The sequence below is a fragment of the Streptococcus sp. A22 genome (genome assembly GCF_043674215.1).
Lineage (GTDB): Bacteria > Bacillota > Bacilli > Lactobacillales > Streptococcaceae > Streptococcus > Streptococcus suis_V.
In genome coordinates this window covers 79667-94488 of record NZ_JBIMJQ010000006.1, presented here as the reverse complement: position 1 = coordinate 94488, position 14822 = coordinate 79667, and the positions used below count along the sequence as shown (strand labels likewise).

At 45.0% G+C, this 14822-nt stretch carries 14 protein-coding genes; 5 read left to right on the top strand and 9 right to left on the bottom strand.

Annotated features, from left to right (window positions below; genetic code table 11):
- The first annotated feature begins 90 nt into the window (after positions 1 to 90).
- Positions 91 to 726, top strand: coding sequence for an MBL fold metallo-hydrolase (locus tag ACHBHN_RS03965; RefSeq protein WP_125265765.1), 636 nt, complete (start codon positions 91 to 93; stop codon positions 724 to 726).
- Positions 727 to 770: 44 nt separating this feature from the next.
- On the opposite strand, the gene ftsX is transcribed toward ACHBHN_RS03965, so the two are convergent.
- The 9 genes from ftsX to ACHBHN_RS03920 form a co-directional block, all read right to left on the bottom strand.
- The gene (ftsX, locus tag ACHBHN_RS03960) at positions 771 to 1700 is read right to left on the bottom strand and encodes a permease-like cell division protein FtsX (protein ID WP_125265766.1); all 930 of its coding nucleotides are present in this window, start codon (positions 1698 to 1700) and stop codon (positions 771 to 773) included.
- On the bottom strand, positions 1693 to 2370 hold the full coding sequence (gene ftsE / locus ACHBHN_RS03955) for a cell division ATP-binding protein FtsE (RefSeq protein ID WP_105110314.1): 678 nt from the start codon (positions 2368 to 2370) through the stop codon (positions 1693 to 1695). Before ftsE ends, ftsX begins: the two co-directional genes overlap by 8 nt.
- 125 nt (positions 2371 to 2495) lie before the next feature.
- Positions 2496 to 3591, bottom strand: a protein-coding gene (prfB, locus tag ACHBHN_RS03950; protein ID WP_105161083.1) for a peptide chain release factor 2 whose coding sequence is annotated in 2 segments (ribosomal slippage) — positions 2496 to 3518 and positions 3520 to 3591 — 1095 coding nt in all. Because the reading frame shifts where the segments join, the coding sequence is not laid out codon by codon here.
- A gap of 35 nt (positions 3592 to 3626) precedes the next feature.
- Complete coding sequence (queG, locus tag ACHBHN_RS03945) at positions 3627 to 4754, bottom strand: tRNA epoxyqueuosine(34) reductase QueG (RefSeq protein ID WP_257118005.1); 1128 nt, start codon at positions 4752 to 4754, stop codon at positions 3627 to 3629.
- Between the two features lie 38 nt (positions 4755 to 4792).
- Positions 4793 to 5284 carry a VanZ family protein gene (locus ACHBHN_RS03940; protein ID WP_172022525.1) on the bottom strand — a complete coding sequence of 164 codons (492 nt, stop codon included), beginning with the start codon at positions 5282 to 5284 and terminating at the stop codon, positions 4793 to 4795.
- A 187-nt stretch (positions 5285 to 5471) separates the two neighbouring features.
- On the bottom strand, positions 5472 to 5885 hold the full coding sequence (locus ACHBHN_RS03935) for a TM2 domain-containing protein (RefSeq protein ID WP_105110300.1): 414 nt from the start codon (positions 5883 to 5885) through the stop codon (positions 5472 to 5474).
- A gap of 91 nt (positions 5886 to 5976) precedes the next feature.
- Positions 5977 to 8661 carry a cation-translocating P-type ATPase gene (locus ACHBHN_RS03930; RefSeq protein WP_394733643.1) on the bottom strand — a complete coding sequence of 895 codons (2685 nt, stop codon included), beginning with the start codon at positions 8659 to 8661 and terminating at the stop codon, positions 5977 to 5979.
- Between the two features lie 211 nt (positions 8662 to 8872).
- Positions 8873 to 9259, bottom strand: coding sequence for a DUF1934 domain-containing protein (locus tag ACHBHN_RS03925; RefSeq protein WP_105110298.1), 387 nt, complete (start codon positions 9257 to 9259; stop codon positions 8873 to 8875).
- Positions 9237 to 10154 carry a TSUP family transporter gene (locus ACHBHN_RS03920; protein WP_394733642.1) on the bottom strand — a complete coding sequence of 306 codons (918 nt, stop codon included), beginning with the start codon at positions 10152 to 10154 and terminating at the stop codon, positions 9237 to 9239. The genes ACHBHN_RS03925 and ACHBHN_RS03920 overlap by 23 nt, the downstream gene beginning before the upstream one ends.
- 100 nt (positions 10155 to 10254) lie before the next feature.
- Between ACHBHN_RS03920 and ACHBHN_RS03915 the strand changes: the two genes are divergently transcribed.
- The 4 genes from ACHBHN_RS03915 to ACHBHN_RS03900 are packed head-to-tail and all read left to right on the top strand — an operon-like array spanning position 10255 to position 14819.
- Positions 10255 to 11568, top strand: a complete 1314-nt coding sequence (locus ACHBHN_RS03915; RefSeq protein ID WP_394731689.1) for an HD domain-containing protein — start codon at positions 10255 to 10257, stop codon at positions 11566 to 11568.
- Positions 11558 to 12367 (top strand): sugar-phosphatase, encoded by an 810-nt coding sequence (yidA, locus tag ACHBHN_RS03910; protein ID WP_105123098.1) that lies wholly within the window; start codon positions 11558 to 11560, stop codon positions 12365 to 12367. Before ACHBHN_RS03915 ends, yidA begins: the two co-directional genes overlap by 11 nt.
- On the top strand, positions 12367 to 13584 hold the full coding sequence (locus tag ACHBHN_RS03905) for an aminoacyltransferase (protein ID WP_394733641.1): 1218 nt from the start codon (positions 12367 to 12369) through the stop codon (positions 13582 to 13584). Before yidA ends, ACHBHN_RS03905 begins: the two co-directional genes overlap by 1 nt.
- Positions 13584 to 14819: an aminoacyltransferase gene (locus ACHBHN_RS03900; protein ID WP_394733640.1), complete on the top strand. Its 1236-nt coding sequence runs from the start codon at positions 13584 to 13586 to the stop codon at positions 14817 to 14819. The genes ACHBHN_RS03905 and ACHBHN_RS03900 overlap by 1 nt, the downstream gene beginning before the upstream one ends.
- Positions 14820 to 14822 lie beyond the last annotated feature (3 nt).

The following is a 14822-nucleotide window of genomic DNA, read 5'->3' as shown; positions in this document are numbered from 1 at the left end:
CATAGATAGGCCATGAAAAACAAAATCCATGAAGGATGCCCCATTTTCTGTTAGACTATTAGATAGAATAAGGAGAGAAAGCGAGCCCCCATGAAAATCCACAAATCTGTCAATCAAGTTGCCACCCAAAACACTTATTATATCGAAAACGATAGCCATCTGCTGGTGGTCGATCCAGGCAGCGATTGGAATAAAATTCAGGCCACTATCGAAAAAATTGGCAAGCCTATCACAGCCATCCTGCTTACCCACACCCACTATGACCACATCCTAAGTCTAGACATCCTGCGTGAGACCTACGGTTTTCCACCCGTTTATGTGGCCGAAAGCGAGGCTAGTTGGCTCTATACTCCGGAGATGAACCTGTCTGGTCTACCCCGTCACGATGATATAGAAAATGTCGTCTGCAAGCCCGCAGAGCAAGTTTTCCAATATCAGCAAGACTACCAGCTTGACGGCTTTCATTTCAAGGTTGTTCCTACGCCTGGCCACTCGATTGGCGGTGTTTCTTTCATTTTTCCTGAAGCCAAAGCTGTTGTCACCGGCGACGCCCTCTTCCGGGAAAACATCGGCCGCACAGACCTTCCAACCAGCAATTTTGATGATTTGATTGCCGGCATCCAGGAGCATATTTTCACCCTCCCCAACCACTACACAGTCCATCCAGGCCACGGTCAAAACACTACCGTTGCCCACGAGAAAAATTTCAATCCCTTTTTTAGATAAGCAAAAATCCTAGGAAGCCAAACTTCTTAGGATTTTTAGTATTCTTAAATTTTTAAATAGCGGTTCATTGAGATAACCGATCCGATTGAACCAATCAACACACCGATGACAACCAGCGCTCCCACCATGATGGGAACAAAGATATCAACCGGAAGTAGGGATAGGTCTTGACTAGCCAAGCTCGCATTCACGGATTTGTAAACCATTTGATAGAGGAAATAGACCAGAGCTGCTGGAAGAGCCGCTCCCAGCAAACCTACCCAAGCTCCCTCCCAGAGGAACGGACCACGGATGTAGGAATTTTTCGCTCCAACCAGTCGCATAATCTGAATTTCACGACTGCGGGAAATGATGGTAATCCGAATGGTATTGGAAATCAAGAAAATTGCTGTAAAGAGAAGCAAGGCTGCTGCAGCCAGACCCCAGGTCCGAACCATCCCAGCCAACTTAAATATACGCTCCGTCTCAACCTCTCCATCTCGAACCTCTGTCACACCGTCAATTTTGGCAATTTCAGCCGCCACAGACTTGACATATTGTGGCTCAGTCGTATCAATGATATAGGCATCATAGAGCGGATTGGCATCCCCCTGGAAGAGATTCCAGGTATCACCCAAGGTCGCTGTCAACTTCTGCAACTGCTCATCCTTGCTAGAATAAGTCACCGTCTCAACGTTTGGCAGGGCTGTGATTTTATTGTAAACAGCCTTGAAGTTAGGATTGGCAACTGTCTTACCTTCGTCATCTACAATGGTTTCAGCCTGGTCTGTCGAATTGGCCCGCAAGAATACATTGATGCGGACATTGTTTTCCAAATCCGAAGCCAACTTAGCGGTATTGATAATGACAGAAGCAAAGATTCCCACCAAGGTCAGGGTAATGGCCACAGAAGAAACCGCCGCAACCGTCATCCAACCATTTCGTTTGAGACTCTTGAGCGACTCCCATAGATGTCTAAAAAATCGTCTAATCATCGTATCCGTAGTCTCCTTCCGCTTCGTCACGAACCACTCGACCATCCTCAATCGCAATAACGCGATGACGGAGAGTGTTTACAATCTGGCTGTTGTGGGTAGCCATGAGAACTGTTGTCCCCTGCAGATTGATGCGCTCCAGCAAGCTCATGATTTCCCATGAATTTTCCGGGTCCAAGTTACCTGTCGGCTCATCCGCAATCAAGACTTTGGGATTGTTGACAATGGCACGCGCAATGGCAATCCGCTGCTGCTCACCACCTGAAAGCTCATTCGGGAAAGTACGGATCTTGTGCTTAAGTCCCACCAGGTCCAAAACTTCCATGACACGTTTTTTGATGTTACGCGGTTTTTCACCGATAACTTCCATGGCATAGGCGATATTCTCATAGACCGTTTTCTTAGGCAAGAGCTTGTAGTCCTGGAAGACAACTCCCACACTACGGCGGAGGAGGGGAACATCCTTTTTCTTGATCTTAGCAAGGTTGAAATTCCCAACCGTCAAGCTACCTTTATCCAATTTTTCTTCACGGTAGAGGAGTTTGATGAAGGTAGACTTCCCTGCTCCTGATGGTCCAACGATGTAGGCAAACTCGCCCGCATCGACATTGATGGACACTCCGCGAAGAGCAGTCGTTCCGTTACTATATTTCTTGGTAACGTCCTTCATTTCAATAATACGTCTTGGAGCGGCCGGCTGGTCTGAGTCCAGATGGCGACCACTCGCATTTCTTCTATTTTTCTTTTTAAAAATTCCCATAGAATTTCCTGTCTGTGACAGTCCTTTCTGTATTCTTAGCTAATCCGCCATTTGAGATAGGCATCGATGAAACCTTCAATGTCTCCATCCATGACCTTATCGACTTGAGCCACTTCAAATCCCGTCCGATGGTCTTTGACCATAGTATAAGGCGTAAAGACGTAAGAACGGATTTGGCTTCCCCAAGTGATTTCTTTCTTGTCACCCTTGAGCGAGTCGACCTCAGCCGCCTTCTTCTCCTGCTCCAATTGATACAATTTAGCCTGCAGGAGTTTCATAGCCCGGTCACGGTTGCCATACTGGGTACGATCCACGGTTGATTGGGTCACAATTCCTGTCGGAATGTGGGTCAAACGCACACCGGTCGACACCTTGTTGACGTTCTGACCACCGGCACCACCCGAGCGGAAGGTATCCATCTTGACTTCATCATCACGGATTTCAATTTCAATAGTATCGTCCAACTCAGGCATGACTTCGACAGACGTGAAGGAGGTATGGCGACGCTTGGCTGAGTCAAAGGGAGAGATCCGCACCAAACGGTGGACACCCATTTCTGACTTAAGCAACCCGTAGGCATTTGGTCCTGTGAAACTAAGCGTCACAGACTTGATACCAGCCTCGTCACCCGCTTGATAATCCAGCGTTTCGACTGTAAAACCTTTGGCATTTCCATAACGCTGATACATGCGCAAGAGCATCTCACCCCAATCCTGTGCTTCTGTTCCACCAGAGCCCGGATGGATTTCCAAGATGGCATTGTTGTGGTCATAGGGCTCTGACAGGAGCAAGGTCATCTCGTAGCTGGTCATGAGTTTGTCCAGCTCTGCCAATTTTTCAACCAATTCTTCACGAACCGACTCATCCTCCGCTAGGAAATCCAAGAGAATTTCAGCCTCGTCGTAGAGGTCAATCATCTGATGGAAATTTCCATAGGTATTTTTCAGTTCGTTTAATTCTTGAGAAGTTTTCTGAGCCGCCAAATTATCATTCCAAAAATCTGGCTCCGTCATCTTATTCTCAAGAATGGCAATCTCCTCTTCCAGACCTTCTAAGTCAAAGAGACCCCCTAAATGATGTTAATTTGTTACCAAGCTCTTCCAGCTTTTGGCGAATTTCTGCTGTATCCATAAGTACCTCGTTCAAAATTTTATCTTTTCATTATATCATAGTTGCCTAGATTTCACCAGTTCTAAGAAAGCAGCCTGCTCCGCACGCACATCCTCATGATCAGAAGTCAGACTTGCGATAAAGTCTACCAGCTCCTGATTGGGTTGCTTAACCAGCTGGCTCAGAGCCCAAATCGCTGTCGCCATGTGGATCGGATTTTGCTTCTTATCAATGATTTCAATCAGTTTGGGAATGGCAGAGCGGTCATTTGCATTGGCCAGTGCAATAATAGCATTGCGCTGGAGAATATTTTTCCCCCGCCAAGAGCCTGCAATCATGCCAAATTTTTCCTTGAATTGCCCATTGGACAAGTCCAGAAAGGGAATTAACTCCGGCTCAGCCAAATCGGGATCCACTTCTACTACAGGGGGACTGGAAATTCCCTTGTTGTAAGGACAACAAATCTGGCAAATATCGCAACCGTAGATAACGGTCTTGATTTTCTTGCGAAATTCCAAGTCCATCATGCCCTTGTCCTGAGTTTGAAAGGACAGACATCGTCGCGCATCCATGGTCGAATCTCCAATCAGGCAGGAGGTCGGACAGACCTCAACGCAGCGGTTGCAATCACCACAGTCATAATCAACTGGCTGGTCGGGTTCAATGTCTAGATTGGTCACTAATTCCCCAAGAAACATATAGGAACCAAATTCCTTGGAGATGACCAAGCCATTTTTGCCGATAAAGCCAATACCTGCCCGTCTGGCTACAGCCGTATCAACGAGGGCGCCCGTATCTACCATGGCCTTGTATTCCAAGCCCTCGGTCAGTTGTTCGATGCCACGAGCCAAGCGCTCCAACTTATCTTGGAGAATATAATGATAATCCAAGCCCCAAGAATTGGGCGTAATCTTACCGCGCTTGTACTGGGTTTTGACCGGCTTGACCGGCAAGTGACGTGGATAGGCTACAGCAATTGAGATAATGGTCTTGGCGGATTCTAAACTTAATCTTGGCCGAATCCGTTCCTCAATATTCTTATGCTCAAAACCTGTTGTTCGCCCCTCTTCGACTCCAGCCCTCAGGGATTTTTCCAAATAATCAAAATCATCCGCTGTGGTGAAGCCAATTTTAGAAATGCCAATTTCTTGGGACAATTTGATAATTTCTTCTTTGATTGTCATTATGTCTATTGTAACAAATTTAGTATATGTTTTTCAAGCTAGTAGATATAAAAATAAGTTAAAAGAATGAAGAAAATTGTAGCCAGGCCAGCAAAAATAGTCATTCTCCAGTAGGCCTTTTCCCGCCAAACAGCCGTCGCCTGGTACATGAGGTTAATCCCAATGGCTCCGCCCAGACCATTTGCCAGCAGGTCCGTGATGTCTGCCACCCCCAACAGGAGCAGGTATTGCACCACTTCAAAGCCCAGACTGGCCAGCAGAATGACAGCTAAATTTCGCTCCCACTCGGCCTTCCGAAAGATTATTTCCATGTAGAACCCAAAGGGAATAAAGCTGGCAATATTAAAAATGATTTCTGGATAATCCAGAACACCATTATAAACAGCCGTCCCAGCAAAAGGAATGAGATTGAGACTGGCATAGCCATAGCGACCGTACAAAGTGGACAAATCCATCTTAAAAACGATGATCCAAATCAGCACCAGCAGATAGATAATAAAAGAAATTCGTGCTATCTTTCTTGTCATCATGACTCCTCCCTTCAAGCTACATATCAAACCCGAGTTCACCGTTAACTGATATAAAAGTGTCCATCTTTGAACACAAGCTCTATCATTATACCACAAATAGAAGGTTCAAAAATGACACTTCTGTGACAAAATCAGCTCAAACTTTCCACACCTGTAAAGAAAGAAAACCCGGTCAGACCGAGTTTCGCTAAATATGATGCCCTTCTTGAAAGGCCTTAAATTCATAAATCTGTTTCATCAGACGCTGGTAATTGGCCTCCTTACAAGCCTTCATAATCAAAAAGCAGTCGATTAGTTTCCAGAGGTAAATCAAAGGCAAAAGTAGAAAACCAATCAAGACAAACATAAGGACAAAGGTAATGCCCATGGCAGCCAGCTTGAGAAATCCTAATTCCTTATTTCCAACATAAAAACGGTCCACTCCCAATTCACCAAAGAAAATAGCCAACAAGAGAGCCACCAGAGGATTCTTCAAGGGTACCATCATCAAAGCATTGAGAGCTGAATCGTCAAGACCAGCCAGTTCCTGCTGCAAGAGGGGCAATTTTTCACTAGGGAAAGACGAGCTGTTGTTCAAAACATAGGTTTGTGGGTAATTCATAAAAACTCCTTTCCTCTAGTTTACCACTCCCTTATGCCAACTTCAACAAAAAAACTAACCCAGTTTCCTGAGTTAGCTCATTCTATTCAAATCAGATAGCTTTTTCATCCAAGCCCATTTTACGTTGTACAAATTTGACAATTTCAACAACGACAACCATGAGTCCTGAACCAATAATTGCTACCAACCATTGAGTTGGTGTCAAGATTGAAACCTTGAAGAAGGTATTGAATCCTGGAATTACCAAAGTTGCCATCAAGAGCAAGAAGGCAGCTACGATAGACCAGTTAAAGAGTTTGTTCTTAAATGGACCAACGGTAAAGATAGATTGGTAAACAGACTTAACGTTGAAGGCATGTACCAACTGGATCAAACCAAGTGTCAAGTAAGACATGGTAAGCGCATCTGCGTGAATTTCTTCATAGGTGCTGTGTTCTGGGAATAACAAAGCATATCCGTAAACACCCAAAACAAGTACAGTTTGAAGGATACCTTGGTAAACGATAGAGCTCAAGACACCACCTGAGAAGAAGCTTGAGTTACGACCACGAGGTTTGTGCTGCATAACACCTGGCTCAGCAGGTTCAACACCAAGGGCGATAGCTGGAAGTGTATCTGTTACCAAGTTAATCCAAAGAAGATGAACTGGCTCCAATACGTCCCAACCAAAGAGGGTTGCAAGGAAGATACACAATACCTCAGCCGTGTTAGCTGACAAGAGGTACTGGATAGTCTTTTGAATGTTTGAGAAGACCTTACGTCCTTCTTCAACCGCAACGATGATGGTTGCGAAGTTGTCATCAGCAAGGACCATATCAGAAGCACCTTTCGAAACTTCCGTACCTGTGATACCCATACCGATACCGATGTCGGCAGTCTTCAATGATGGTGCATCGTTAACACCGTCACCAGTCATGGCAACAACCTTACCATCATTTTGCCAAGCCTTGACGATACGAACCTTGTGTTCTGGAGATACACGCGCGTAAACGGAGTATTGTTTGAAGACTTTTTGGAATTCTTCATCCGTCAATTCGTTGAGCTCTGCACCTGTAAATACATGGTCTTCTGTATCGTTTGGATCAATGATACCAAGACGTTTGGCAATCGCTTCGGCCGTATCTTGGTGGTCACCCGTAATCATGATTGGACGGATACCAGCTTCCTTAGCAACACGAACAGCTTCTGCTGCTTCAGGACGCTCAGGGTCAATCATACCAACCAAACCTGAGAAGACAAGGTCGTTTTCAACAACGTCAGATTCCAATTCAGGAATAGCATCAACATACTTGTATGCCATCATCAAGACACGAAGGGCTTGTTTAGCCAAGTCCTTGTTAGTGGCAAGAATGGCTTGTTTATCCGCATCGGTAATCGGACGGATTGTACCGTTTTCTTCAATTTGCGTTACACGTTTGAGCAATTGGTCTGGGGCACCTTTAACAGCTACAAAGAAGTTTCCAGCAGCTTGTTGGTGAACAGTTGACATCAATTTACGTGTTGAGTCGAATGGCAGTTCAGCCACACGAGGCTCAGAAACCAAGACTTCACGAACATCAAAGTTTTGATCCAAACCAAATTGAACAAGTGCCGTTTCAGTTGGGTCACCGATTAATTTACCAGTTGGGTCAACTTTTGTATCGTTGGCAAAGTTCATTACACGAAGCGTTGTATTGCTTGCATCCAAAGTTTCTTTTGCATCAATCAATTGACCATTTGTATAAACCTTTTCAACCGTCATTTGGTTCATGGTCAAAGTACCAGTTTTATCTGAAGCGATGATTTCTGTTGAACCAAGTGTTTCAACCGCTGGCAACTTACGGATGATAGAGTTTCGCTTAGCCAATACTTGAGTACCAAGTGAAAGAACAACTGTAACAATAGCTGGCAAACCTTCTGGAATCGCCGCAACCGCAAGGGCAACGGATGTCATAAGGGCTGGCAAGATACCTTCACCACGGACAAATACAGATACCAACATGGTGATAACTGCAATAATCAAAACGGCGTAGGTCAAGACCTTAGACAATTGGTGCAGGTTTTGCTTGAGTGGTGTGTCTGTCTCATCAGCATTTGCCAACATGCCCGCAATGTGACCAACCTCAGTAAACATACCTGTATTGGTTACCACACCAAGACCGCGACCGTAGGTCACGTTTGAGTTTTGGTAGGCCATATTGACACGGTCACCGATTGGCGCATCTTCTGCCAATTCAGCACTCAAGTCCTTATCAACAGGAACAGATTCACCAGTAAGAGCGGCTTCTTCGATTTTGAGGGAGTTAGCCTCCAAGAGACGCATATCGGCTGGAACGACATCACCTGCTTCGAGCAAGACGATATCACCTGGAACCAATTCTTTTGAATCCACCTCAGTGACATGGTTGTCGCGAAGGACACGCGCCACTGGGCTAGACATGTTTTTAAGAGCTTCGATGGCTGCCTCAGCTTGACCTTCTTGGTAAACACCGAAGGCTGCGTTGAGGATAACTACGGCCAATATGATAATGGCATCTGTCAAACCGTGCGAACCTTCAGTGATAACTGTAAGAATGGCTGCACCGATCAAGATGATAATCATCAAGTCCTTGAACTGGTCTAGGAATTTAGCCAGAAGGGTACGTTTTTCACCCTCATCCAATTCATTACGACCATATTCTCCCAGACGCTTACCAGCTTCGTCGCTGGTCAAACCGTCCAAGGATGAGCCTAAGCTAGACAATACTTGCTCTTCGCTTTGAGTATAAAACAAATCGCGTTTTTGTTCTTTTGACACTGTTTTTCTCCTTTTCGATCCCCTTTTTACTTAAAGAAATAAAAAAGAGACCTGTTTTATTAAAACAAGTCTCGCTATTTAAGATAGTGCCGGAAACGATTTTCGGATTGACGACACTATCACGGACAAGTCCGTTAGCTACTCCCTCGATTTATCCTCTATTATACCAAAATTTTTTGACAGGTCAAATAGATTTACACTTGAAAACGTTTTATTTCCAAGAAATTTCCATTTGATAGGAAGCAAAGAGTTGTTGGTTCTCTAGTCCCTTCAAATCGTAAGCCAGTAAAACCGATTGATTTTCCCTATCCAGCTGGTATCCTTTGGTATGGGTCACAAAATGCTGGATACCCAAGGGCGTGGGAATGGTCACGATAGCCTCACCATCCGCCAGAAAGCGCATAATGGACTTGGGATTGGAAAAGCGCGTCATGGTTAGCTCGGCCTCACCACATTTAATTGCTACTTTTTCCTTCTCGTCATTGGTATAGAGCAGATAGAGGGAACCGTCTTTTTCCTTGACATCTACCGGAAAGACCTGATCTACCACTTCTAGCTGACCGTCCAGGTCAATTTCATTTCTCAAGCGAATCTGCATATACTTTCTCCTGTTTGGCATTTTTGATAAAGGATGAGCGGAGCAACATGAGGCCTGTATAGGCTGCGATGAAAACAACCAGCACTTTCAGCTTATTTATATCGAGATTGGACAGGAAGAAGGCCGCTGTCAGAACGCCAAGCACTCCTCCCAGGATAATTCCTGGAACGCCTGGCCAATTGACACGACCAGACTGAATAAATTGTCGTGCACCTGCTGATAACATGACTGCCGCATTGAGCATCATAACAGGCAGAGCTACTGCTGGACTGATACCCATCAGGGAAAAGAAAATCAATTCCGGTGCATAATTTCCAAGGCCCATGCTAAGCAACATGCCAATGAAAAAGTCAAAGATGATGCCGACCAACAATTTCCAGCCCGTCAAACCACGAACGGCGTTATCTAGGTCAGCACCAGGATTAGTTATCATACGATAGACCATGATGCCCGCCGCCACTAGCAACAAAATCCCCAAGACACGCTGAACCTTGCAGGTATCCCAATCTTGACTCACCCGTGCACCAACCGAGGCTCCAGCAAAGGCTGCTATAGCGAGAGGTACTAGGGTGGTCATTTCCACCTCAACAATAGTGATGAAAATCAAGGACTCTATCAAAATTGGAATAATGTGGGCCGTGGTCATAGTTGCTGGAATTTTCCGGTCGTCCTGGATGATTTTGGTCGCCTTGAGGAGACTGGTGGTCGTCGCAAAGGTTCCAATCCCCAAGGTATCCAACAAGTCCGTCACAAAGCCAATACCAAACCCTGTCCAAAAACGGTCTGTTATAGATATTTTATGCTTGCAGATATGGGAAAAAATCAAATAAAGCATGTAAATAATCAAGCTCATCAGCAAGAACTGAATGGCACGCAAAATAAGTTGATCTGTCATTCCTCCATTATACTCAAAAACTGCACCGGGGTACATCTCAATATCCTTGTAGTGTCTCAAATTGAAGAAAAAAATCTATTTTTTTGCTATAATGAAGGTTATGATTGAAAAAGTTTTTCGTGATCCGGTTCATAACTACGTCCATGTGGACCATGAACTTATCTACAAACTAATTAACAGCAAGGAATTTCAACGACTGCGCCGCATCAAGCAATTGGGAACCACTTCCTATACCTTCCATGGTGGTGAGCACAGCCGTTTTTCCCACTGTCTCGGTGCCTACGAAATTGCCAGACGGATTACCCAAAAATTTGAAGACAAGTATGCCGAACTCTGGGACCCGTCTGATTCTCTCCTGACCATGGTGGCTGCTCTCTTGCATGATGTGGGCCACGGGGCTTATTCCCACACTTTTGAGCGCCTCTTTGATACCGACCATGAGGAAATGACCTGCTCCATCATTAGCAGTCCAGAAACAGAAATAAACAGCATTCTGAGGCAGGTATCCCCTGATTTTCCAGATAAAGTAGCCAGCGTTATCAACCATACCTATCCCAATAAACAGGTGGTCCAGCTGATTTCCAGCCAGATTGATGTGGACAGAATGGACTACCTCCTGCGGGATTCCTACTTCACAGGAACCAACTATGGGGAATTCGATTTGACCCGCATTCTCCGAGTTATTCGTCCGACTGAAAATGGCATTGCCTTTAAGGAGTCGGGGATGCATGCGGTGGAAGACTATGTCCTCAGCCGTTACCAGATGTATATGCAGGTCTACTTCCACCCAGCCAGTCGCTCTATGGAGGTCCTGCTGCAAAACCTGCTCAACCGTGCTAAATTGCTCTATACTAGCGAGCAGGATTTCTTTGCCAGAACCTCTCCACGACTGCTGCCATTTTTCGAACATCGCATTACCCTAGCAGACTACTTGTCCTTGGACGACGGGGTTATGAATACCTACTTCCAGTCTTGGGTTGACGGACCAGACCGCATTTTGTCGGACCTGGCCCAGCGCTATATCAATCGTAAGGTCTTCAAGTCCATTACCTTTAAGACCGAGCAAGAGGCTCAATTAGACTCTCTTCGCAGCCTGGTGGCCGATGTAGGCTTTGACCCCGAATACTATACAGCTATCCACCATAATTTTGACCTGCCTTACGATATCTACAGGCCCAATGCCGAGAAAAAACGGACCCAGATTGAAATCCACCGCAAGGATGAGATTTTGGTAGAACTATCTGCCCTATCTCCTATCGTCGCTGCCCTATCTGGAACCATTCATGGAGACAGCCGTTTCTATTTCCCCAAGGAAATGCTGGATGAGTCTGGGATTTTCTCCCAACAAACAGCGGCATTTATCAGCCATGTTCACAATGATCAATTTGTAATTGGAGACCAACATGACCATTAAACTAGTTGCTATCGACATCGACGGCACCCTCCTAAACAGCCAACACGAAATCACACCTGAGGTCTTCCAGGCTATTCAGGATGCTAAAAAAGCAGGTGTCAAAATTGTTATCGCCACAGGACGACCTATTTCTGGTGTCCGTGCAATCCTAGACCAGCTCAACCTGACAGAGGCTGGTGATTACGTAATCACCTTCAACGGTGGCTTAGTCCAGGATGCAGCTACCGGCGAGGATATTGTCAAAGACACGCTTTCATACGATGATTATTTGGATATTGAACTGGCTGCCCGCAAGCTCAACTTGCCTATGCATGCCAGCACCAAGGAAGGCATGTACACTGCTAACCGCAATATCGGCAAGTACACTGTCTATGAGGCCATGTTGGTGAGCTCGCCGGTCTTTTATAGAACCTCAGAGGAAATGGTGGGCAAGGAAATCATCAAATGCATGATGGTCGATGAGGCTGAAGTACTAGATGCTGCTATTCCACAACTACCTAGCAACCTGACAGATAAGTACAATGTCGCAAAATCAGCTCCATTTTACTTAGAAATCACACCTAAGACAGTCAATAAGGGCCAAGCTATTATTCAGCTGGCTGCTAAATTAGGCCTGACTATGGATCAGACCATGGCCATCGGCGACCAGGAAAACGACCGCTCTATGCTAGAGGTGGTTGGCAGTCCTGTTGTCATGGAAAACGGTAATTCCGAATTGAAAAAAATCGCCAAGTACATTACCAAATCAAATGACGAATCGGGCGTTGCCTACGCCCTTAGAGAGTGGGTATTAGACTAATGTTTACATATAAAATCGGCATCTCCGCCGAGGAACACGATCAATTTGTAAAAATCCATGAACAGGTCAACCTCCTGCAAAGCAGCTCCTGGGCAAAGATTAAGGACAACTGGGGAAATGAGCGCTTGGGATTCTACCAAGATGACAGTTTAGTGGCCGTTGCTTCTGTCCTAATCCGCCCCTTACCTGCTGGCCTTAGCATGCTCTATATTCCACGTGGTCCGATTATGGACTACTCAAACCAAGACTTGGTTCAATTTGTCCTTGCTTCTCTAAAAAAATTCGGCAAAATCAAGCGAGCCCTCTTCATTAAATTTGACCCAGCCCTCCTACTCAAACAGTACAAAATTGGACATGAAGTTGAAGAAAACCCTACAACCCTTGCACAACTAGCCATTCTCCACAAGGCAGGTGCTGAATGGACAGGACGGACTCAGGATATGGCACAAAGTATCCAACCCCGTTTTCAAGCTAATATCCACAGGGACTACTTTTCCGACGAAACTCTGTCGAAAAGCACACGCCAAACCATTCGCACATCCTTGAATAAAGGACTTGTAGTTCAAGTTGGAGGCGTCGAATGGCTAGATGAATTTGCTGCACTCATGAAAAAAACTGAGAAACGCAAATCTATCTCTCTGAGAGATAAAGCTTATTATGAAAAAATACTGACAACCTATCCAGAACATTCCTTTATAACCATTACGCAGTTGGATTTAGATAAACGTTATAGCACACTCCTTGCTCAAAAAGAGAAATTGACACAGGAAGCTCTTAAATTTACAGAAAAGACTAAGCCAGGTAAGCGATCCCAAAATAGTGAAGATACAGAAAAAACATTAGAAGAACTGGCTTTCCTGGAAAAGAAATTAGCTGAGGGGCATCACCTTGCCTCTCTTGCTGCAACACTTTCAGTTGATTTTGGCCCAACTTCTGACAATCTCTATGCTGGAATGGATGAAGAATACCGCCGTTACCAACCTGCCATTCTGACTTGGTATGAAACAGCAAGACAGGCGTTTAATCGCGGTGCCTCATGGCAAAATATGGGAGGGATTGAAAACCAACTAGATGGTGGGCTCTTTAGTTTTAAATCAAAATTCAACCCTCTCATTGAAGAGTATCTTGGGGAATTTACCGTCCCAGTAAATCGCTTCCTCTACAAATTAACAACCACCGTCTATACAATCCGAAAACAATTAAGGAACCGACACTAATGCAGCTAATTGAACTGAATTTAGTAGATTATCAGAAACATGCCAATCAAGTTTCACAGCGTTCATTCATGCAAACGGAGGAGATGGCTGAACTCCTAAGAAGACGTGGCATGGATGTTCGCTATATCGGCCTGACTGACAAAGGGCAAACTCTTGTATCTGCTATTATCTATGCAATTCCGATGACCGGTGGCCTCCATCTGGAAATTAATTCTGGACCTGTTTGCCAAGACCCGGCATACTTGCACCACTTCTACCGCTTGCTCAAAACCTATGCCAAAGAACGCGGTGCCTTGCAAGTCTTAGTCAAACCCTATGACAGCTACCAAACCTTTGACAGCGACGGAAAGGCTACTGGGCCTGAACAGCCAGATCGTATCAAAGACTTGACCGACAACGGATTCTTACACGACGGACTTTTGACAGGTTATCCAGGAGGAGAACCAGACTGGCACTATGTAAAAGACCTGTCAACCTTGACTCAAGATAGCTTGTTTGCGTCCTTTAGTAAGAAAGGAAAAACACTCGTCAAGAAAACCAATAGTTTTGGACTAACGATCCGTGAGTTGGACAGAGACCAACTGGAACGATTCAAAGCCATCACTTCCGCCACCTCAGAAAGAAGAGAATATCCAGATAAATCTCTAGACTATTACCAAGACTTTTTCGATGCCTTTGGCGAAAAGGCTGCCTTCACTATGGCTAGCATTAACTTCCGCGTCTATCTCCAACACTTGGAAGATAGCCAAAAGCAGGTCCAACAAAAATTGGATGCTGTCCAAGAAGAACTAGATAAGAATTCAAATTCTAGAAAAAAACAAAACGAGCACCGCGAGTTGACCAGCCAGGTAATGAGCTTTGAAACCCGCAAAGAAGAAGCCTTGAAATGGATTGACCAGTATGGCGAAGCTGATATCGATCTAGCAGCCAGCCTTTTCGTCTATACCGACCATGAACTTGTCTATCTCTTCAGCGGTTCACTGACAGAATTCAATGCTTTTTATGCCCCTGTTGCCCTTCAAGAATTCGCTATGCGAAAAGCCCTAGATAAAAATATCCCTTTCTACAACCTTTTAGGCATTCGTGGAGAATTTGATGGCTCCGATGGCGTTCTCCGTTTCAAACAAAACTTTAATGGGACAATCATACGAAAAATGGGAACCTTTCGTTACTACCCACATCCTATAAAATATAAACTCATTCGCTCCTTAAAAACTATTTTAGGCAGAAAATAAAGG